The sequence below is a fragment of the Polaribacter sp. Hel1_33_96 genome (genome assembly GCF_002846595.1).
GTDB lineage: Bacteria > Bacteroidota > Bacteroidia > Flavobacteriales > Flavobacteriaceae > Polaribacter.
Genome location: NZ_PJMV01000001.1, coordinates 1,543,848 through 1,564,798, shown reverse-complemented (window position 1 = coordinate 1,564,798; position 20,951 = coordinate 1,543,848). Strand labels below are relative to the sequence as shown.

General features: G+C 30.6%; 20 protein-coding genes. 7 read left to right on the top strand and 13 right to left on the bottom strand.

The genetic code is table 11. The features are described from left to right. Positions 1–27: 27 nt before the first annotated feature. A complete protein-coding gene (gene meaB / locus ATE90_RS06980; RefSeq protein ID WP_036785817.1) occupies positions 28–1,095 on the bottom strand; it encodes a methylmalonyl Co-A mutase-associated GTPase MeaB in 1,068 nt (355 codons plus the stop codon). Between the two features lie 499 nt (positions 1,096–1,594). Here meaB and cysS point away from each other — a divergent pair, with 499 nt between their 5' ends. The 4 genes from cysS (at position 1,595) to ATE90_RS06960 (ending at position 4,582) form a co-directional block, all read left to right on the top strand. After that, on the top strand, positions 1,595–3,073 hold the full coding sequence (cysS, locus tag ATE90_RS06975) for a cysteine--tRNA ligase (protein ID WP_101451122.1): 1,479 nt from the start codon (positions 1,595–1,597) through the stop codon (positions 3,071–3,073). A gap of 1 nt (position 3,074) precedes the next feature. Beyond that, entirely contained in the window at positions 3,075–3,308 is a 234-nt protein-coding gene (gene yidD / locus ATE90_RS06970; protein ID WP_036785823.1) for a membrane protein insertion efficiency factor YidD, read from the top strand. Positions 3,309–3,408: 100 nt separating this feature from the next. Continuing rightward, a complete protein-coding gene (gene lgt, locus ATE90_RS06965) occupies positions 3,409–4,278 on the top strand; it encodes a prolipoprotein diacylglyceryl transferase (RefSeq protein WP_036785826.1) in 870 nt (289 codons plus the stop codon). After that, a complete protein-coding gene (locus ATE90_RS06960; protein WP_036785829.1) occupies positions 4,271–4,582 on the top strand; it encodes a DUF6787 family protein in 312 nt (103 codons plus the stop codon). The genes lgt and ATE90_RS06960 overlap by 8 nt, the downstream gene beginning before the upstream one ends. On the opposite strand, the gene ATE90_RS06955 is transcribed toward ATE90_RS06960, so the two are convergent. After that, a complete protein-coding gene (locus ATE90_RS06955) occupies positions 4,579–4,860 on the bottom strand; it encodes a hypothetical protein (RefSeq protein WP_036785832.1) in 282 nt (93 codons plus the stop codon). The two genes, ATE90_RS06960 and ATE90_RS06955, sit on opposite strands and share 4 nt — an antisense overlap. A gap of 92 nt (positions 4,861–4,952) precedes the next feature. On the opposite strand from ATE90_RS06955, the gene ATE90_RS06950 reads away from it, so the two are divergent. Then, entirely contained in the window at positions 4,953–5,579 is a 627-nt protein-coding gene (locus tag ATE90_RS06950) for an NUDIX hydrolase (protein WP_036785836.1), read from the top strand. A 57-nt stretch (positions 5,580–5,636) separates the two neighbouring features. Next, on the top strand, positions 5,637–6,455 hold the full coding sequence (locus tag ATE90_RS06945; protein ID WP_036785839.1) for a lysophospholipid acyltransferase family protein: 819 nt from the start codon (positions 5,637–5,639) through the stop codon (positions 6,453–6,455). Between the two features lie 138 nt (positions 6,456–6,593). Here the strand turns inward: ATE90_RS06945 and ATE90_RS06940 are convergent, their stop codons facing one another. The 6 genes from ATE90_RS06940 to ATE90_RS06915 form a co-directional block, all read right to left on the bottom strand. Next, the gene (locus ATE90_RS06940) at positions 6,594–8,795 is read right to left on the bottom strand and encodes a M1 family metallopeptidase (protein ID WP_036785842.1); all 2,202 of its coding nucleotides are present in this window, start codon (positions 8,793–8,795) and stop codon (positions 6,594–6,596) included. 152 nt (positions 8,796–8,947) lie between these two features. Beyond that, positions 8,948–11,062, bottom strand: coding sequence for a M1 family metallopeptidase (locus tag ATE90_RS06935; RefSeq protein ID WP_101451120.1), 2,115 nt, complete (start codon positions 11,060–11,062; stop codon positions 8,948–8,950). Positions 11,063–11,087: 25 nt separating this feature from the next. After that, complete coding sequence (locus ATE90_RS06930; protein WP_036785845.1) at positions 11,088–11,588, bottom strand: DUF6702 family protein; 501 nt, start codon at positions 11,586–11,588, stop codon at positions 11,088–11,090. Between the two features lie 30 nt (positions 11,589–11,618). Then, positions 11,619–12,425 (bottom strand): hypothetical protein, encoded by an 807-nt coding sequence (locus ATE90_RS06925; protein WP_036785848.1) that lies wholly within the window; start codon positions 12,423–12,425, stop codon positions 11,619–11,621. A 333-nt stretch (positions 12,426–12,758) separates the two neighbouring features. Next, positions 12,759–13,127 carry a hypothetical protein gene (locus tag ATE90_RS06920; RefSeq protein ID WP_036785851.1) on the bottom strand — a complete coding sequence of 123 codons (369 nt, stop codon included), beginning with the start codon at positions 13,125–13,127 and terminating at the stop codon, positions 12,759–12,761. A gap of 290 nt (positions 13,128–13,417) precedes the next feature. After that, complete coding sequence (locus ATE90_RS06915) at positions 13,418–13,954, bottom strand: hypothetical protein (RefSeq protein ID WP_036785854.1); 537 nt, start codon at positions 13,952–13,954, stop codon at positions 13,418–13,420. A gap of 87 nt (positions 13,955–14,041) precedes the next feature. Here ATE90_RS06915 and pepE point away from each other — a divergent pair, with 87 nt between their 5' ends. Next, positions 14,042–14,752, top strand: a complete 711-nt coding sequence (gene pepE / locus ATE90_RS06910; protein WP_036785857.1) for a dipeptidase PepE — start codon at positions 14,042–14,044, stop codon at positions 14,750–14,752. A 25-nt stretch (positions 14,753–14,777) separates the two neighbouring features. Here the strand turns inward: pepE and ribB are convergent, their stop codons facing one another. The 5 genes from ribB to ATE90_RS06885 form a co-directional block, all read right to left on the bottom strand. Continuing rightward, positions 14,778–15,923: a 3,4-dihydroxy-2-butanone-4-phosphate synthase gene (gene ribB / locus ATE90_RS06905; RefSeq protein ID WP_036785859.1), complete on the bottom strand. Its 1,146-nt coding sequence runs from the start codon at positions 15,921–15,923 to the stop codon at positions 14,778–14,780. Continuing rightward, positions 15,920–17,371 carry an LptF/LptG family permease gene (locus ATE90_RS06900; RefSeq protein WP_036785862.1) on the bottom strand — a complete coding sequence of 484 codons (1,452 nt, stop codon included), beginning with the start codon at positions 17,369–17,371 and terminating at the stop codon, positions 15,920–15,922. The genes ribB and ATE90_RS06900 overlap by 4 nt, the downstream gene beginning before the upstream one ends. A 61-nt stretch (positions 17,372–17,432) precedes the next feature. Then, positions 17,433–18,089, bottom strand: coding sequence for a LolA family protein (locus ATE90_RS06895; protein WP_036785865.1), 657 nt, complete (start codon positions 18,087–18,089; stop codon positions 17,433–17,435). Between the two features lie 2 nt (positions 18,090–18,091). Beyond that, positions 18,092–20,530, bottom strand: coding sequence for a DNA translocase FtsK (locus tag ATE90_RS06890; protein WP_036785868.1), 2,439 nt, complete (start codon positions 20,528–20,530; stop codon positions 18,092–18,094). Between the two features lie 39 nt (positions 20,531–20,569). After that, positions 20,570–20,950, bottom strand: coding sequence for a diacylglycerol kinase family protein (locus ATE90_RS06885; protein ID WP_036785871.1), 381 nt, complete (start codon positions 20,948–20,950; stop codon positions 20,570–20,572). Between the last annotated feature and the right edge of the window lies 1 nt (position 20,951).

Genomic DNA, 20,951 nt, shown 5'->3' with positions numbered 1-20,951 from the left:
TTAACTTATTTATGTAATGTTAGCAGCTTATATATTCAACAATCTTTTTGCAGCGTTAAACGGGGTTGTTTTTCCGTTTTCTAAATTGTTAATTTCTTTTTCTAGTGCTTTTTTAATCTTCTTTTTTTGATAGAAATTGTCTTTTAGTTGTTGTTCTATAGTGGCTAATAACCAATATTTATTTTGGTTATTTCTTTTCAGTGTAAAATAGCCGTTCTCTTTTGTTAAAGAGATATAATCAACAATCATTTTATCAATTTTTGAAATACCTATATGCAGTAATGCACTTGCAGTGATTACTTTCGGCTGCCAGTTGCTTTCTTTTATGGGGTATAAGTGCAAAGCTCTATTAAATTCAACTTTGGCAATTTTAGCGTTCTTTTCATTATCTCCATCAGCTTTGTTAATCACAATAGCATCTGCCATTTCTATAATTCCGCGTTTAATTCCTTGCAATTCATCGCCAGCTCCCGCCAATTTTAATAATAAAAAAAAGTCGACCATGGAGTGTACAACGGTTTCAGATTGCCCAACGCCAACAGTTTCAATTATAATAGTATCAAAACCGGCGGCTTCACATAGAATGATGCTTTCGCGTGTTTTTTGCGCAACTCCGCCCAACGATGTGCCAGAAGGAGAAGGTCTAATAAAAGCATTTTTATCAGTAACCAATTCTTCCATTCTTGTTTTATCTCCTAAAATAGAACCTTTGTTTACAGAGCTACTTGGGTCTACAGCGAGTACAGCGACTTTTTTGCCTTGCTTTGTTAAATGTTTTCCAAAAGCTTCAATAAATGTGCTTTTTCCAACACCTGGAACACCTGTAATACCAATTCTTATGGAATTATTTGCAGAGGGCAAGCAGCGTTCTAAAATTTCATTTGCTTTTTGTTGATGCTTGGCATTGGTACTCTCTACTAGCGTAATGGCTCTGCTTAAAAAAGTGATATCTCCTGTTAAGATTTTAGCAACAAATTCATCCACAGAATTTTGTTTTGCTCTACTGGTTTTAATTTTTTCTGCAGCAGATTTATTGGTTGTTTCTGGTTTAGAAATACCTTCTTTTTCATGTAATGCAGACGTTTTTTTAACCATTGTAAAATAAAAAATTCACAGTAAAAATAAACTATTTATAGAATAATAGGAAAGATTTTAGGTCTTAAAAATTTTATCAGCATAAAAACATTTTTAAAGAATATAAAGTCTGCAAAAGAGTCGGTTTCATAATTTTTTAAATAGGGGCGCTCTATTCTAAAATAATATGTTGGCTGCAAATAGAGTATAGGTGCATAATTAAACTAGGAGCACTAATGTTTTTACTTCTGAATTAGGCATTATAAATAGCAAAAAGTGATTTATACAAAATAAATAAAATGTCTTATTGATAGAGAAATCCAATGTTCGTTATCAGTCAAGTAAATGCGGACTATACAGAAAGTTGTAATTCAAGGAAAATAAAGTACGATAAACAGTAAAAGAAAAAAATATGTTGGATAAATAACTACTTTTAAATTTACCAAACTTCTAACAAATTCCATTTCGCTATTCTTTTTAAAGTTCCTATATTTATCCGCTGTAAATAGGCACTTTTTTAATGGAACGCTACAAAGAAAATCAACTTAAAGTATACAACTCTTTAACGAAAAAAAAGGAGAATTTTAAAACCATAACAGACGGATATGTAGGTATGTATGTTTGTGGGCCAACGGTGTATAGCAATGCTCATTTGGGGAATGTAAGAACCTTTATGTTCTTTGATGTTGTCTATAGATATTTATTGCATTTAGACTATAAAGTGCGTTATGTGCGTAATATTACAGATGCGGGTCATTTAGAAAACGATGCTGATGAAGGTGAAGATAGAATTTCTAAAAAAGCACGTATCGAAAAAATTGAACCGATGGAAGTCGTGCAACGTTACACAGTAGACTTTCATGATGTCTTAAAAAACTACAATTTTTTACCACCAAGCATAGAACCAACCGCTACAGGTCATATTGTTGAGCAGATAGAAATGATTAAAGAAATCTTGGAGAAAGGTTTTGCTTATGAAATAAATGGTTCGGTATATTTTGACGTTTTAAAGTATAATGAAAGCAGTCATTATGGTATTCTTTCAGGAAGAAAGGTTGAAGATTTAATTCATAATACTCGTTCACTTGATGGACAATCAGATAAGAAAAATCCGCAAGATTTTGCACTTTGGAAAAAAGCAGATGAGAGACACATTATGCGCTGGCCATCTCCATGGAGTGATGGTTTTCCGGGTTGGCATTTAGAATGTTCTGTAATGAGTACAAAATATTTAGGTGAACAATTTGATATTCATGGAGGTGGAATGGATTTAAAATTTCCACATCACGAATGTGAAATTGCGCAATCACAAACGTGTAGCGGAAAGACTCCAGTAAATTATTGGATGCATACTAATATGTTGTTGTTAAATAGTCAGAAAATGGCGAAATCTACGGGTAATTTTATTTTACCAAACGAGATTTTGTCAGGAGAAAATGAGATTCTTCCGAAACCATTTTCAGCGAGTGTCGTTCGTTTTTTTAATATGCAAGCCAATTATAGAAGCATTTTAGATTTTTCTGGTGAAGCATTAGAAGCCTCCGAAAAAGGACATTCAAAATTAATGGAAGCGGTTCGTCTCTTGGATAAAATTGAAGCTGGAAAAACATCAACGTTTGATGTTCAAAAGTGGAAAAAAGAATGTTATTCAGCAATGAATGATGATTTTAATACACCTGTTTTAATTGCGCATTTATTTGAAGCTGTAAAGGTGATCAATCAAATAAAAGAACAAAAAGCAAGCATAACCTCTGAGGATATTTTAGTATTAAAAACAACTATTAATGGGTTTGTTTTTGATGTTTTAGGATTGATGAATGAAAATTCTGAAGACAATTCAAAAAAAATAAATGGTGTAGTAGAATTATTAATTAAGTTAAGAAAAGAAGCACGAGAAAATAAAGATTGGACACTATCAGATCAAATTAGAGATGAATTAATTGAATTGGGAATTCAGTTAAAAGACGGTAAAGAAGGCACAACTTTTTCAATCAATTAAGTTGAAGAAAATACTTTCATATCCATTTATTTTATTGGTGCGGTTTTATCAAAGCGCAATTTCACCATTAACACCAGCAGCTTGCAGATACAGTCCGACGTGTTCACATTACACTATTGAGGCTTTGCAAAAACATGGTTTATTTTCTGGTGGTTGGTTGGCAATAAAAAGAATATTTAGTTGTCATCCTTGGGGTGGAAGTGGTTATGATCCTGTTCCAAAAAAAAAAGAATAAATAATTAATATCGGTACTAGTAAGAAGATTAAAGTAATTTGATTTTTAATCAAAGATTGCCTCAGTACATTTTCAATTAAAAATAGAATATAAATAAAATATGAGTTTTTTAGCAATAGAGTGGGATCCATCCTTAGGCATTGATTTAGGTTTTTTTGTGGTACGTTGGTATAGTTTGATGTTTGTAACAGCATTTTTATTGGGTTTACATCTCATGAAAAAGATATATATCAAAGATGAAATTCCTATTGAAAAATTGGATACGTTATTCATGTACACCTTTATTTCGATGCTCATTGGTATGCGTTTAGGAGATGTGTTTTTTTATAGTTGGGATTATTATCAAAATCATTTACTAGAAATTATTTTACCTTTTAAAAAGCAATTAGGAGAGAGTGCTCTTTTTGGCATCATTAAAGATTGGAAGTTTACAGGTTTTACCGGGTTTGCAAGTCATGGAGCAGCAATCGGTATTATTTTTACCATGTATTTTTATGCAAAAAAACATTTACAGAAATCGTGGTTATTTATTTTGGATAGGTTAGCAATTATGGTCGCTTTGGCCGGTTTTTTTATTAGATCCGGGAATTTCTTTAACTCAGAGATTTATGGAAAAGAAACGGGTTCTAACTTTGGTGTTATATTTAAAGCTGCGGGTGAAACAACAGCAAGACACCCAACGCAATTATATGAAGCTTTTAGTTATTTAATCTTGTTTTTTGTAATGTGGCATTTGTATTGGAAAACGGATAAAAAACAACAGGAAGGTTTCTTATTTGGATTATTTATGACTGTTTTATGGTCTTTAAGGTTCTTTATAGAATTCTTAAAAGAAGCGCAAGTAGTTGGAAGGGAAGATTGGGTTTTCAATTCTTTGAATACAGGTCAGGTTTTGAGTATTCCTTTAGTATTCATAGGAGTTTGGTTAATGTTAAAGAAAACAAATAAAGCTAAAGAATTAAATGGATAAATTAAAAGAACGTTGGGGTATAGATTCCAATTGGTCCATAATCGCAATTTTTATTGTTTTTGCAATAAACGGTTCTTTTGCTGCTTGGGTAGCAAAGCCAATTACTGAGTTTTTAGGTTTATCTCCAGAAATAATTTCAGTATGGATTTATTGGCCATTAAGAATACTATTAATATTTCCTATTTATCAACTGACATTGCCAATAGTTGGTTGGTTATTTGGGCAGTTTAAATTCTTCTGGACTTTCGAAAAAAAGTTTTTAAGTAGATTAGGACTTGGTTTTTTGTTTAAAGAAAATAACTAGGTTTTAATAATAATATCCTCTTCTTCTTGAGAATTATCTTTGCTGAAAAGATAGGTATACAACCACATAATTGTAAACGTTGGAATAATATTTGTTATGGGAATTATCTCTTCTAAAAAACTAATAATACCAGCAATTTTACCTTTTTTACCTTTATACATTTTAGTCATTAAATAACCAGAAATTGGCGCCCAAACTAAATCTAAAGGTATAATTGTTAAAAAACCAATTAGATCCAACAAGATACTTAATCCTAATTTTTTATATTTTTTATTCATACTTTTATTTGTAGAACATACGTCAAAATTCTTGCCAAAAAATGTTATTTTGCTATATAAAATTATAAGTTTGTTAAAAGTAGGTATTCAAAATGAATTTTAAAGACTTTACCCAAAAAATAGGGGTTCTAAAAACAGAAAAACTCGGAGGATTAGAGGCTCAGTTTAAAATGGCGCCTAAACTTCGCGTTAAATATAATCAAGAGAAAATAGTGGCTAGTAAGCCAAAAAAAGCAGCTGTTTTAGCATTGTTTTATCCGAATAAAAAAAATGAAACCTGCTTTCTATTAACAAAAAGAGCAAGTTATAAAGGCACACATTCCGCCCAAATAAGTTTTCCTGGGGGAAAAATAGAAAAATCTGACTCCAGTTTACAAAAAACGGCATTAAGAGAAACCTTAGAGGAAGTGGGCGTGCAACCTTCATCTGTAGAAATTATAAGAGAATTAACGGATGTATATATACCTCCAAGTAATTTTTTAGCAACTCCTTTTTTAGGTACTATTTTTAAAAAACCAGATTTTATTTTAAACCATGAAGTTGAAAAAGAAATTGAAGTTTTATTAAGTGATTTATTGAATGAAGCAAGTATAACCGCCGTGAATATGAATACTTCTTATATGAATAATATAGAGGTACCGTGCTTCAAATTAAATGATCACATAGTTTGGGGGGCAACCGCAATGATGCTCTCGGAAATTAAAGAACTCTTAAAATAGCATGTTCTTAAATTGTTTTGTAATTTTGTTTGTATAACTATAAAAAAAGTAGTAAAAATGCCTCTATTTAAAAGGAATCCGTTTGGACATTATTTATTTATAAAGAAGTGGATTATTCGCTTTTTCGGGGTTATTTCTCACAGCAGGTATCGTAATTTTAATAACCTTCAAATTGAAGGTTCACAAATATTAAGAGATTTACCAGATAAAAAAGTGCTATTCATTTCTAATCATCAAACTTATTTTGCAGATGTTGCTGCTATGTTTCATGTTTTTAATGCTTCTTTAAAAGGTAGAGAAGACTCTATTAAGAATATTGGTTATATATGGAATCCAAAATTAAATTTTTATTTTGTTGCTGCTGGCGAGACAATGAAAGCTGGCTTGTTGCCTAAAATATTTGCCTATGCGGGTGCTGTCTCTATTGATAGAACTTGGAGAAGTGCAGGCGAAAATGTTAAAAGACAAGTAAAAACTTCAGATATTTCAAATATAGGTAAAGCCATAGATGATGGTTGGGTTGTTACGTTTCCGCAAGGAACAACGACGCCTTTTAAACCGATTAGACGAGGAACTGCACATATCATTAAAACATACAAACCAGTGGTGGTGCCAATTGTTATTGACGGTTTTAGACGCTCTTTTGATAAAAAAGGATTACGTATTAAGAGAAAAAATGTTTTACAATCTATGGTCATAAAAGAACCTTTAGAAATTGATTACGAGAATGAAGATATTTCGGATATTGTAACAAAGATTGAGTTTGCTATTGAACAACACCCATCATTTCTTAAAGTATTATCTGTACAAGAATTAGAAGACCTTAAAAAAGAAGAGGTTGCATTAAATAAAAAGAGAAAATTCTGGACTTCTTAGTTAAATAAGTAGACAGATATATATGAAGTCAATGATGTTTTTTTAGATTTATAAATTATAAAAAGCTTCTTATCATAAAACAAAGAAACCTCATAAATTTATGAGGTTTCTTTGTTTTACTATTTTACTAAAAGTAGTTTATCCTTTTACTTTATTTTTAAATTGGTCAAACTTGTCAGCTTGTTTCTTTGGCCAGCTATTGTTAGAAGTATCTACATCTGCAGTTTCAAAATCTGGATCAACCGTAATACTCTTAATTTCTCTTGTTGAAGCAAATACTCTTTTTACAGTTGTGTCATCTTTCATCCAAATTTGAGCGGGGAAAGTTTGTCTTTCAGTAGAACCATCTTCATAAGTCAACTCTACAATAATTGGCATTACTAAACCTCCTGGCTTCTCAAATTCTACAGAATAAATAAAAGATGGAACTTCCTTACCATTTGCATAGCTATCCATTGCTGATGCATTGGCATCTTCTTTTTTATCTGTAATATATACTAAGTCTCCTAAACCTTCAAAATACTGCTTGTATTGTTCTTTTAATTTAGTTACTCTTTCACTTGGTTTGTCTGTTAAATATAAACTTTTTACTGCTTTAATTGCAATATCTGTTACATCTGTTGTGTAAAACCATCCTCTCCAAAACCAATCTAAGTCCATTCCTGAGGCATCTTCCATAGATCTAAAGAAATCAGCAGGAGTAGGGTGTTTAAACATCCATCTTTTAGAATACGTTCTAAATGCATGGTCAAATAATTCAGGACCCATAATAGTTTTACGTAACATGTATAAACCAGCGGCTGGTTTTGAGTATGCATTCGGACCAAATTGTTTTACATAATCTCCTTGAGACATGATAGGAGAAATATTACTTTGATCTCCACCCATATATCTTGTAATCTTTTTTGCAGGATTGGTAGCAAATAATTCTGAATCGTATGTTAATTCTGCTAAAATCTCTACAAAAGAGTTTAAACCTTCATCCATCCATGTCCATTGTCTTTCATCAGAATTTACAATCATTGGGAAAAAGTTATGTCCAACTTCATGTATAATTACACCAATCATTCCTTTTTTAGTTCTATCAGAATACGTTCCATCAGCATTTGGACGACCAAAGTTGAAACAAATCATTGGATATTCCATTCCTTGTCTTTCTGAGTGAACAGAAATAGCTTTTGGGTAAGGATAATCAAAAGTTAATTTAGAGTATTCAACAAGGGTATGTGCAACCGCTCTTGTAGAATGCTCTTCCCATAAAGGATTTCCTTCTTTTGGATATAGAGAAACGGCCATTACAGTTTTACCATTTACGTTGGTCGCCATTGCATCCCAAATATATTTTCTTGAAGATGCAAAAGCAAAATCTCTTACTCTTTGAGCTTTAAATTTCCAAGTTTTTGTGCCACTAGCGCGCACTTTTTCAGCTTTTTCCGCTTCTTCTTGGGTTACAATGAATACTGGGTTATCAAAACTCTTTCTTGCTTTTTCCCAACGTTTGCGTTGTGTTTTAGATAAAACATTTTTTTCATTTTGTAAAACACCGGTTGCATCTACAATATGATCAGCAGGCACTGTTAAATTTACTTCATAATCTCCAAATTCTAAAGCAAATTCACTTCTTCCCCAGAATTGCATGTTTTGCCATCCTTCTACATTGTCATAAACGGCTAACCTTGGAAAGAACTGAGCAATCGTATAGTTGTTATTTCCATCAGGAAAAGTTTCTAAACCAGAACGTCCACCATCCTTATTAATGTCATTTATTTTATAGTTCCATTTAATTCTAAATTTGAAAGATTCACCAGGAGCTAATGCTTTAGGTAAATTAATACGCATCATTGTTCTGTTGATAAAATGAGATAATGGAGCGTCATTGGTTTCTACTTTTTCAATGTTAAAACCAAAACCTTTACCTTCTTTCATGTAGGTGCTTTGAAAGTTGTTAGGTGTTATAAATGCAGCAGCACTACCAGAAGTAGCTAAAGGAGTTTTAGAATCATCTGCTCTCATATTTTGATCTAATTGTACCCATAAATACTCTAAATGGTCTTTAGAGTTATTTTGATAGGTAATCTTTTCATCACCATAAATTATGTTCGTACTTTCTTCTAAGCGAATATTCATTAAATAATCAACTTTTTGTTGAGAATATTGATGGCCAGGAGCACCAGAAGCTGTGTGCTGGTCATTAGGGGTTGCCAAAACATCTTTCATTTGTCTGAATTTGTTTTGATCAATGTGGCCTTGTTGTGTTTTCTTTGCTTCTTTTTTTTCTTGAGCAAAATTTGTAAACACCACAAAGAATAAAGAGAATACTAATGGGAAGATTTTTTTCATTTTGATTTATTTTTATTTGATTTAAAAATGACCTCGAAATTAACGATAACTCTTTACATACGTTAAAGAATGTTTAGGTTTTAACATATTTTTATCATAAAAAAAAGACAATCTGAATTTAGATTGCCTTTTTAGCTAATTTTCAATAAATTTTATCCTTTTATATTCTTTTTAAATTTTTCAAATTTATTTGATTTCTCTTTTGGGAAACTATTATTTGAAATATCAACATCGGCAGTCTCTAAATCTGGATCAATCTTCATACTTTCAACTTCTTTTGATGATGAAAATACTTTAGTAACTTCTTTATCATTATATCGCCAAATTTGCGCAGGATATGTTTTTCTTTCTTTTGTGCCATCTTTATAAGTAAATTCTATAATAATTGGCATCACTAATCCACCCGGCTTATTGTAAGTAATTTCATAATGATATTTTGAATTTTCAACTTTTTTTGTAAAGCCTAAACCTTCCGATGTATCTTCAATAAATTCCACAGAACTATCTGTAGAATTTGTTTGATATTTCTTCACACCTTTTATGCCTATATCCGTAACATCTGTCGTGTAAAACCATCCTCTCCAAAACCAATCTAAATCTACACCAGAGGCATCTTCCATCGTTCTAAAGAAATCTGCTGGAGAAGGATGTTTAAACATCCATCTTTGAGAATAGGTTCTAAAAGCATGGTCAAATAATTCTTTACCCATAATAGTTTCACGTAAAATCCATAAAGCAGTTGCGGGCTTGCCATAAGCATTACTTCCAAAACTATATACATTATCTCCTTTAGACATAATTGGCGCAATTTTAGACTGATCTCCACCCATATATTTAATAATATTTTTAGGATAGCCTCTTGTAATTGGGAAATTAGGATCGTAAGCTAATTCGGCTAACATTTCCATATAAGAATTTAAACCTTCATCCATCCAAGTCCATTGTCTTTCGTCAGAATTTACAATCATAGGGAAGTAGTTATGCCCCACTTCGTGAATGGTAACTTTAATCATTCTATACTTCATTCTATCGGAATAACCACCATTTGGCAAATCTGGTCTACCTGGGTTAAAACAAATTTGTGGGTATTCCATGCCCATTTGGCCATCGACAGAAATTGCTTTGTGATACGGGTAATCAAAAGTGTATTTAGAATATGTTTTTAAAGTTTGCGCAACTGCTTTTGTAGAATGATCTCCATACAAAGGATTTGCTTCTTTAGAATATAAAGAATATGCCATTACAGTTTTGCCATTAATGTCTACAGCCATCGCATCCCAGATAAATTTTCTGGAAGTTGCAAAGGCATAATCACGTACGTTTTTAGCAATAAATTTCCAAGTTTTCGTTTTTTTAGAACGAGCTTTTTCAATCTTTTCTGCTTCTTCTTGTGTTCTAATTATTATAGGACTATCGAAAGTTTGTCTCGCTTTCGCTAATCGTTTTAGTTCTTTTCTTGATAAAACTTCTTTTTCATTTTGTAAAACTCCAGTGGCTCCTAACATGTGATCTTCTGGAACGGTTATATTTACTGTAAAATCTCCAAACTCCAAAGCGAATTCACTTCTTCCCCAAAATTGATCGTTCTGCCAACCTTCTACATTATCATACACGCACAGTCTTGGATAAAATTGTGCAATTACATAATTATTATTGCCATTTTCTGTAAAATGCTCATAACCAGATCTACCACCTTGTGTTCTATGATTGTTGATGTTATACCACCATTTTATATTGAATTTAAACGTTTCTCCCGAAGCCAAAGGCTTTACAAGATTGATGCGCATCATCGTTTGGTTTAGGGTGTAAGATAATTTACTACCATCTTTATTTGTAACGCTCATAATATTAAAACCACCATCAAAACGTTCTTCAGGAAAATTTCTTTTAAAACGGCGTATACTCATTTTTTTAGAAATAGAGCTTGGAGAAATATCTGGAGTTTTGGAATCTGCAGCTCTCATATTCTGGTCTAACTGAACCCATAGATAGGACAAATCATCAGCTGAATTATTATGATACGTAATAATTTCTGAACCTGTTATTTTGGTTTTATCATCATCTAAAATGATGTCCATAACATAATCAACTTTCTGTTGCGTGTATGCTTTACCTGGAGCTCCAGAGGCCGTCCTTTCTGCATTTGGCGTTGGTAGTTCTTGTTTTAATTGTTTAAATTTATTTTGATTAGTGTGGCCCTGTTTTGCTTGAGCAAAAGAGTTTGTTATTAGAACAAGGGAAAAAAGGAAAATTCCAATTTTTTTCATAAATCTGTTGTTTTGAGTGGAGTGACTATTCATATTTAAATTTAGCTACATTTTCTTTTTTGGTCAGTAATATACTTTTGTGTTTATCTCCAAGTTTACACTTTGTTAAATTTTGTTGTTCTGGAAAATGTTTTGTGAGTATATTATTAGTAAGATCTATAGTTTTTAATTGATTGATGTTTTCTATTTCTAGATAGAAATAAACTAAATCTCCATCATATTCTTTACCTATATACTTGAATTCTTTAGGAATATTATCAACTTTAAAATGTATTTTTTCTTTTAAATACCTCTTAAAATAAATATCATTATTCTTTAATTCATTTTTTGTGGTCAATTGTAAATTAATTTTGTAATCGCTATTTAATGCGGTTTCAATATCATCCATAAAAACATTGATTACAATTTGAATAGATTTCGACTCACTTTTGTAATTTATTTGTGTTAAACTTAAATAATACTTGTGTGCAGTAAAAGATAAAAAGGGAATGATAAATAGCAGTAAAAATGTTTTCTTAAATTTCATGAAATTATTAAAATAAAATATGAGACCAAATTACTGTTTTTTTATCATTTTAAGGTAAGACACCTTTTCTGTTCGTAAAATTTTTATCACCTCCAAAAGATTTCCATCTTTATGAAAATCTTCTATACCTAACGGATTGCAATATTCCAGAAAATGAAAGTATTTATCAATAGGAATTTCTAATTCATCAAAGAAAAATTTCTCTCCAAGCGTGGATAAAATTTTATACGGAAAAGCTTTTTTTTGAGCTAAATTTCTGCGCAAAGCCCATAAACGCGCTGAACTTTTAAAAGGCATAATTATGCCGCCACCAACACCTGCAAATTTTGCTGTTGGATCTGTTTCATTTATATGTGGTCGAACTCTACTATCGATATAATCATCGGCTTCAACAACTTGCATGTTAATTTTAGAAAAATTCATAACATTTTTTAAAAGAGAATCTCTTTTATTTGTGGGCACAGTTTTTGTGTCAACACTCAATCTACCTATTAAGTTATGCCTTTTTAGTTCAAATTCATCTAAAGAATATATGTTGTATTTTATGCGTATATTCATTTTTCTGTTTTCAATAATATTTTTAGTAATGATTACTTTTTTTGAAATATGTTGAATGGAAGAAAGGCTCAAAGTGTCACCTTCAGAAACGAAAATTCGAAAAATTCCATTGTCGTTAGAAAAAGTTCCTTGATTTGTTTTTAGGTTGATGACGTTTGCATTTTTAACAATACCTAAAGAATCTAATATTTTTCCAGTAATGATTTTATTTTTTTCTTGAGAAAAAGTGCTGAGCAAACTGATAAAAAAGACGAATAATACAAGAATTTTTTTTATCATGGCTTTTTTTTTAACTTTTACAAATTAAGTATTTTCTCTTTAAATTTGATGAAAATAATTTTAAAGTTCTGTTAAAAAAAAGTCCCTATTTGCTAAATAATGAGGCACTGTAAGCATTTGTTTTTTTTGGAAATACCCTGCTCTCGTCTATTAAAAATTTTGTGAGTATGATGTTCTTTTTTCTTATAAAATGATAAATGATATTTTTTTGAATACAATAATTTAAAAATGGTTTTATATACTCTTTTTTAATTTGTAAATCTGTAATAAAAAAATCATCTGTAAAGTATTTTCTAATTTTAGAAAGAACAATATTTTCTTGTGTAATTTTAATTAGTTCTTTTTTACGTTTAAAGAACTAATTAAATTATCAATACTTATTGCGGCACCAGATTTGAAGTTTATGACAGAATTATTAATCTTAGGTTTTGCATTTACAGTGAGTGATTTCAGTATTTGTGGGTCGATATAAAAAATACTTTTGGGATTTTTTAGAGTAAAACTGTCTAAAGAATATGTGTTTTCTTCAAGTGCTATTTTAATATTTCTTTCAGTGAAATTTTCTTTTGTTATTATAAATTGCTTACTTTTTATCTTGATGCGGGAAAACTGCAAACTATCACCCATAATAGCCGAAATGTCAAACCAACCTTTATCATTCGAAATGGTTCCTTTCTGTGTTTTTTTGTTAATTATATGCACATCAGACGTGACCGTTTCGTTAAAAAAACTTTCTCCCTAATTAGTATTCTTTTTTCTTGACAATAAGATAAAAAGATAAAAAGATAAAAAGGTAAAAAGTAGAAAGAATAGTACTGGTTTATTTTTCAGGTCAACAAAGAAAAGAGTAGACCTTCTTAAAACTATTTTAATAGAATTGTAAACTTCTGTTAAAAACCTTTTCTATGCTATGAACTTATTAGAGTAAATATTTTGTTTTTGGCTTAATAAGAAATACCTCATAAATATCCCTAATTATAAAGAAAAGTAAACTATTGCTTTTCTAAGGTTACAATAGACTTACCAAAAACATTCGAAGTGATACCGTTAATGGTTACGGTCTCATTTACATCTAATTCTATTTTCATAAAATCTTCAGTGAAATCAATAATATCAAGATTTAAACTAAGTCCACTATGCATTAAGCTCAATACATTGTCACTATAGTTCCATGCGCTTGAAGAAAAACCAAAAATATCGTTAAATATAAAAGCGTCTAAAGTATAGATGTCAACGTTAGTTTGATTATAACTTATTTCAAGCGTAAAATCTCCAGTAACATTAGCAATATCTGGATTTTCAGAAAAATTAATAAAAGCATTATAATTACTTCCACGAACATCTGCAATTATCGTTTGAGTGGGAGCAGGGTTTGTTACAACCACTGTAGCGCTCTCCATTTCAAAATTAGCCAATGCCCATGTACCTGCTAAGTCTGATTTTGTAATTTTAAAATCAGAGTCATTATTGATTATACATGAATAAAAAACTGAAATCATTAGTGTTAATATTGAAATTTTGGTTTTCATAAGATTTTTTTTCTGAAGTAAGATATTAATAGCTTTTCTTTGCTAATTTAGAAAAAATAACATTTAGTTTCTATTATTTTTTGAGATATGAAAAAATTAATCATTGCAAGTACGTCAACGATTCATGGAAGTGGCTATTTAGAATATTTATTACCTACATTAACTACTTTTTTTGTGGATGTAAAAACGATACTTTTTATTCCTTATGCGAGACCAGGTGGTATTTCTTATAATGAATACACTAAAATTGCAGAAAAAGCATTTGCAAAAATAAATATTGGTGTTACAGGAATTCATCAATTTGAAAACCCAAAAGAAGCCATACAAAAAGCGGAAGCTATTTTTACAGGAGGAGGAAATACCTTCGAGCTTGTGAATAAATTATATAAGAATGATATAATTTCCGCCTTAAAACAAGCTTTAGAGACTGGCACTCCGTATTTAGGCACGAGTGCTGGAAGCAATATTTGTGGCGTTAATATGAAAAACACGAATGATATGCCAATTGTATATCCGCCAAGTTTTACCACTTTAGGAATTATTCCTTTTAACATTAATGCACATTTTTTAGATCCTATACAAGGCTCTAAACATATGGGAGAAACTAGAGAAACAAGAATAAAAGAGTTTCATGTGTTTAATGAAGTTGCTGTTTTGGGTTTACGTGAAGGAAGTTGGCTTGAAGTTTTCGGTGATAATATCTCTTTAAAAGGAAAGCATACAGCAAGGTTGTTTCAACAAAATTTGGAAGCAATAGAGTTAGAGAAAGGTAGTTTGAAGTGGGAAGCAGGAAAATAATTCTTCTAATTTCTCACTCTAAATTTTAGTACGTTACATAATCTATAATTTCCAATCCGTACCCAATCATACCCACTCTTTTCGTTTGTTGTGTGTTGGTTACTAATTTTAATTTGCTAATGTTTAAATCATGTAAAATTTGAGCACCAATTCCAAAATCTCTTTGATCCATTGCTATTGCTGGTGCTTTTAATTCTCCTTTTTTCTGATTTTCTTTTAAAACAGATAGTCTGTTTAATAAGTTTTTGTATTGATTTTGTTGGTTGATAAATAATATAGCCCCTTTTCCCTCTTCATTGATCACTTGAAACATTTGATCTAACTTCTTATCAGCATTATTCGTTAAGGTTCCCAAAATATCATTATTCACTAATGTAGAATTAATTCTTGTTAAAACGCCTTCTTCATTTGTCCAAGAACCTTTTGTTAATGCAATATGTACTTGATTATTTGTAGTTTGTTGATACGCTCTTAATCTAAAATTTCCAAAACGAGTTTCTAGCTCAAAATCATCTTTCTTTTCGATTAAGGAATCATGTTCCATTCTGTAAGCAACTAAATCTTCAATAGAAACAATTTTAATATCAAACTTTTTTGCAACTAGTAGAAGTTCCGGTAAACGCGCCATGGACCCATCTTCATTCATGATTTCTACAATAACACCCGCAGGTTTTAAGCCTGCTAAACGTGCAAAATCGATTGCAGCTTCTGTGTGTCCGGTTCTACGTAAAACACCACCTTCTTTTGCTCTTAAGGGAAAAATATGACCAGGCCTTGCCAAATCAAAAGGTTTTATTTCAGCATCAATTAAAGCATTAATGGTGAGTGCTCTGTCTGAAGCAGAAATACCAGTTGTAACTCCTTTTCCACGTAAATCGACAGAAACAGTAAAACCAGTTTCCATTGGATCTGTATTGTTATTCACCATCATTCCTAAGTCTAACTCTTTACAACGTTTTTCAGTTAATGGTGCACAAATTAATCCACGACCATGCGTTGCCATAAAGTTCACCATTTCTGGAGTTACTTTTTCAGCAGCAGCTAAAAAGTCACCTTCATTTTCTCTATTTTCATCGTCAACGACAATGATAATTTTACCATTTCTAATATCGTTAATAGCAGCTTCGATTGTATTTAATTGGGTGCTTTTCTGTGAAGTTTGTGTTGTCATATTTTTTTACCTTTTTTTGGTGCTAAATTTTTAAAAAAATTGGTAATAGGTTGTAAGAATGAATCTATATTAAATATTCCTTTGTCTTTGGTGGCTCTCCTGGTTAATAATATTGCAACAGGTATCATAATAATGGCAGAAATCCATGAGCCTAAAAATGCTGAAATAGTACTTTCTTCAGCTAAGTTTTTACCAAATGTATTTGCAAAAAAGTAAATAACATAAACCGCAATTGCTAATATCATAGGCATTCCAAAACCTCCTTTTCTAATGATGGAACCCAATGGAGCACCAATAAAAAATAAGATTACACAAGATAAAGAAAAAGCAAGTCTATTGTAATACTCTGTATCATAAAAATTAAGTATCTTTCTTCTCCATTTTATGGATGCAGTATTGTTTTTTAAAGTATTAAAAACTCTGCTCGTTTTTGCTATTGCAGAATTTAAAATTGTAATTTTTTCTTTCAATTGGAAGTTTTGAAGTGTGATACTATCTAAATTCTTCTTTTTTAATGAATCGGAATATGAATATAATTTTTTTGCCTTTGTGCTTATAAAAATATTTTTTGCTCTTAAATCTAGACTTTCATAATAGGTTTCTTTTAACTTTGGAATAGTATCCTTTATCTCCTTTAAACTATACATCATAGGATATCCTTTGTTGCTCAGGGAATCTAGTTTTCCTTCATCGAAACTATTACCAATATCAATATTAAATTCATATTCCTTAAAAGTAGCATTAGAAGCTGCCATTTTTTTTCGTTTTGCAGTTGTTCTTGCATTTTTTACATGTTCCTCATAGTAATTACCATCATATAAAATAAACGTCATATATCTACTACCTTCTTCAGTAACAATTTTACCTCTGTCTGCAGTAATTACTTTTTGATTTCCTCTATTACTTTTTAAATCATAAATTAAAACTTTCTTTAAAAGGTTTTCTTGTTCCCCGTATTTTTCCTCAAATTTAATTTGATAACCAGGTAAATCTGCATTAAAACTTCCAGGCACTAATGCCATTGCGGGTTGCTTTTTTTTAATGTTTTGTTTTAAGTTTATTTGTTTAAAAACCGCATAAGGATATACATTGTTTAAAAATAAAAAGTTAATTCCGCTTAAAAGAATGGCTAAAATACCAATAGGTCTAACCAAACGTTGCAAGGAAATACCTGCAGATTTAGCAGCAGCAAATTCGTAGTTTTCACCTAAATTCCCTAATGCCATAATAGATGATAATAACACACCTATTGGCAACGCTTGTGGAATTATCATTAAAGTTGTGTAGTAAAGAAATTTTAGTATAAAAATGAGGCTAATACCTTTACCGGCAATGTTTTCAAATGCCTGCCATAAAGCCTGCATAACTAGCACAAATAGTACAATTACAAAAGTGGCTACAAAAGGTTTAAAAAAACTTTTTAAGAGGTATTTATCTAAAATTTTCATAAAAAGCAAAAATAGCATCTTAAATATTAAGATGCTACTAATTTTCTGTTAATTGAAAGAATTAATCAATGGTATAATTTTGACTTAAGTATTTTTGTTTATCAAATTTAAAAAAGTTTTCAGACAATACTTGATTACTCTTAAATGTGGTAATAGTGAATGTTGTTTTAGAGCTATTAGAGCCAGTTTGCACTAACTTATAAATATGTTTTGTTTTGGTATCAATACCTAATTCAACTTTAACAATATCTGAATTACTATCGATAGGATTTAAGGTGACAAACTGTATTTTTCTCCCATTGATATTTTGTAGTTTTCCCATATCAAAATTGTAACCATCTTTGTAAAAAGTTAATAATTTTGATGGATAAATAAAACCATCATCACCATCTAAATCACCTTCAGTAATTGAAATTTCTTTTTCATCATTATTGATTACATATAATTTGTTGCCATCATAAATGAATTTATTACCCAAGTAATTTAAGCTATATTTTTCTTTTTGTAAATTAATGACTCCTCTTATGGGAGGTTCATCATCTTCGTTAATTCCGGCATCTTCATTACTTAAAGTTTGACTAAAACCTAAATACATGTTTTCGTAAGCTCCCATTTTTGTAGAAACTTCATCTAATAAAGATTTTGCTTCTTCTGAATTCTGAGAGAAGACGATGGATGTAATACTTATGCTTAAAAATAAAAGTATTGTTTTTTTCATTTCTATTGATTCTTTTCGTTTTCTAATAATTGTTCTAATGCCAAAAAATCGGTTACTAAAACTTGTCTTGCTTTGCTTCCTTCAAAACCACCAACAATACCGGCTGCTTCTAATTGATCTATCAATCTTCCGGCTCTGTTATACCCTAACTTTAATTTTCTTTGCAATAAAGAAGCAGAACCTTGTTGCGCGATTACTATAATTTCTGCTGCTTCTTTAAAAAGTTTATCTCTGTCTTCAATATCAATATCAATACTTGTGCCACTTTCATCATCTATATATTCGGGTAATAAATAAGCTTCAGGATATGCTTTCTGAGAACCAATATAATCTGTTATTTTTTCTACTTCAGGTGTGTCAACAAAGGCACATTGTATCCTATTAATTTCATTTCCTGCAGTATATAATAAATCCCCACGTCCAATTAATTGATCTGCTCCTCCAGCATCTAAGATCGTTCTAGAATCTATTTTAGAAGTTACTCTAAATGCAATTCTTGCTGGAAAATTTGCTTTAATAATACCAGTAATTACGTTTACAGAAGGTCTTTGTGTAGCTACAATTAAGTGAATTCCAATGGCCCTAGCTAGCTGCGCTAAACGTGCAATTGGAGTTTCCACTTCTTTACCAGCGGTCATAATTAAATCTGCAAATTCATCAATAACTAAAACAATATAAGGTAAAAATCGATGTCCATCATTAGGGTTTAATTTACGCTTTTTAAACTTAATATTGTATTCTTTTATATTTCTAACCATAGCTGCCTTTAGTAAGTCATACCTGGTATCCATTTCAATACATAAAGAATTTAATGTATGCACAACTTTGGTTGTATCTGTGATAATTGCTTCTTCTACATCTGGCAATTTTGCTAAATAATGTCGTTCAATTTTATTGAATAATGTTAATTCTACTTTTTTGGGGTCTACTAGAATAAACTTTACTTCTGCGGGGTGTTTCTTATATAGTAAAGATGTTAAAACCGCATTTAAACCAACAGATTTTCCTTGACCAGTTGCACCTGCCATTAAGAGGTGAGGCATTTTTGCCAAATCAACCACAAAAGTTTCATTAGAAATAGTTTTACCCAAGGCTATTGGTAACTCCATCGATGATTCTTGGAATTTCTTTGAGGAAATAACGGAATGCATCGAAACTATTGTTGATTTTTTATTAGGCACCTCAATACCAATGGTGCCTTTTCCTGGAATAGGCGCAATAATTCTAATTCCGAGAGCAGATAAAGATAAAGCAATATCGTCTTCTAGATTCTTAATTTTAGAAATTCTGATTCCAGCTTCTGGTACAATTTCATACAACGTAATTGTAGGGCCCACTGTAGCTTTTATTTCTGCAATACCAATTTTGTAGTTTTTCAATGTTTCTACAATTCTATTTTTGTTAGCCTCTAATTCTTCTGGATCTATAGAAATAGTTTCATTGTATTGTTTTAATAAATTGAAAGTTGGGAACTTAAATTTTGATAACTCTAAAGTAGGATCAAACTCACCAAAATCTTTTAATATTTTATTAGATAAATTTTCGGTAGAATGTTCTTCCTCTTCAACTTCATCAACATCAATTTCTAAATCTTCAATAACTTCTTCAACTTTTAATTTAGGTTTAGGTTCTTTTTCTATTTTTAAACTGATTTCCTGTTTATTTGATGAAACATCAGAATGTTTAGAAATGGTAGGTTTTAAATTTTCTACTGATAATTCAAATTCTGATTTTTCTTTTTTATTAGGAGTACTGGTTTCAGGTAGCATTTCATTAAGCTCTGTTACTTCTAATACACTATCTGTTTTTTTAGCTTCAATGTTTGCTGCTTTTCTTTCTAACCTTTCTTGTTTTATTTTTTCAATGAAAGTATCTAAAGAAACTTTGTATCGAATAATTAAATAGGCAAAAAGCGAAAAAATTAAAACAATGGTTAATCCTATTTTTCCAATAAAAGTTTGTAGATAGCTATTTATTTCAAAGCCTACAACACCGGCTAAAAGAGCATGCTTTTTATTTAAAAAACCAAAAATTAAAGAAACCCATAACATGGAAATCAGACCCCAATTCCAGCTGATAATAATTTTTGAAAATTTCTTTTGAATCAGCAGGTAAAACCCCGTTAAAAAAACCTGGAAACAAATGATAAAGGAAGCCAAACCAAAACCGTCGTATATAAAAAAGTGACTTAAATTAGCGCCAATTTTGCCTAAAAGGTTTTTACTTTTTACAGTTCTATCCGTTAAATGATTAAGCGTGCTTTGATCTTCCTGCCAGTTAAAGAAAAACGAAATAAAAGCAATGCATAAAAAAACAGCAAATAACATTAAAAATATTGAGAAAAGCGATTTTGCTTGTTTCGTTTTTAAGAAGGAAAAAACACTAATTTTTTCTTCTTTTTGTAAAGATGCTTGTTTGATGCTTATTCTTTTTTTGGCCATTAAATTGCAAAGTACTTAATTTAGTAAATATATTGATGTTTAAAATAATAATAAAATTTTTGGCACGTAGATGATACCTGCAACAATCAAAGATGTAAAAGCGGCAAAACTTGGTATACCCGCTGCGATATCTTTGATCAAACCTATTTTTTCATGATACTCTGGGTGAATAAAATCGGCAACTTCTTCTATCGCTGTATTTGCAGCTTCAGCGACCAAAACCAAACCAATTATAATAAATTGAATAGCCCATTCTGTAGCATTAATATTAAAATAAAATCCTAAAATAGTGGCGATTAAAGCAAAAAATAATTGGGCTTTAATACTGTCTTCAGTAGAAATTAAAATCCACATCCCTCTGAAAGCAAACTTTAAACTTCGCATTCTTCCTATTAAAAAACCATCTTTAGGATTTTTCATC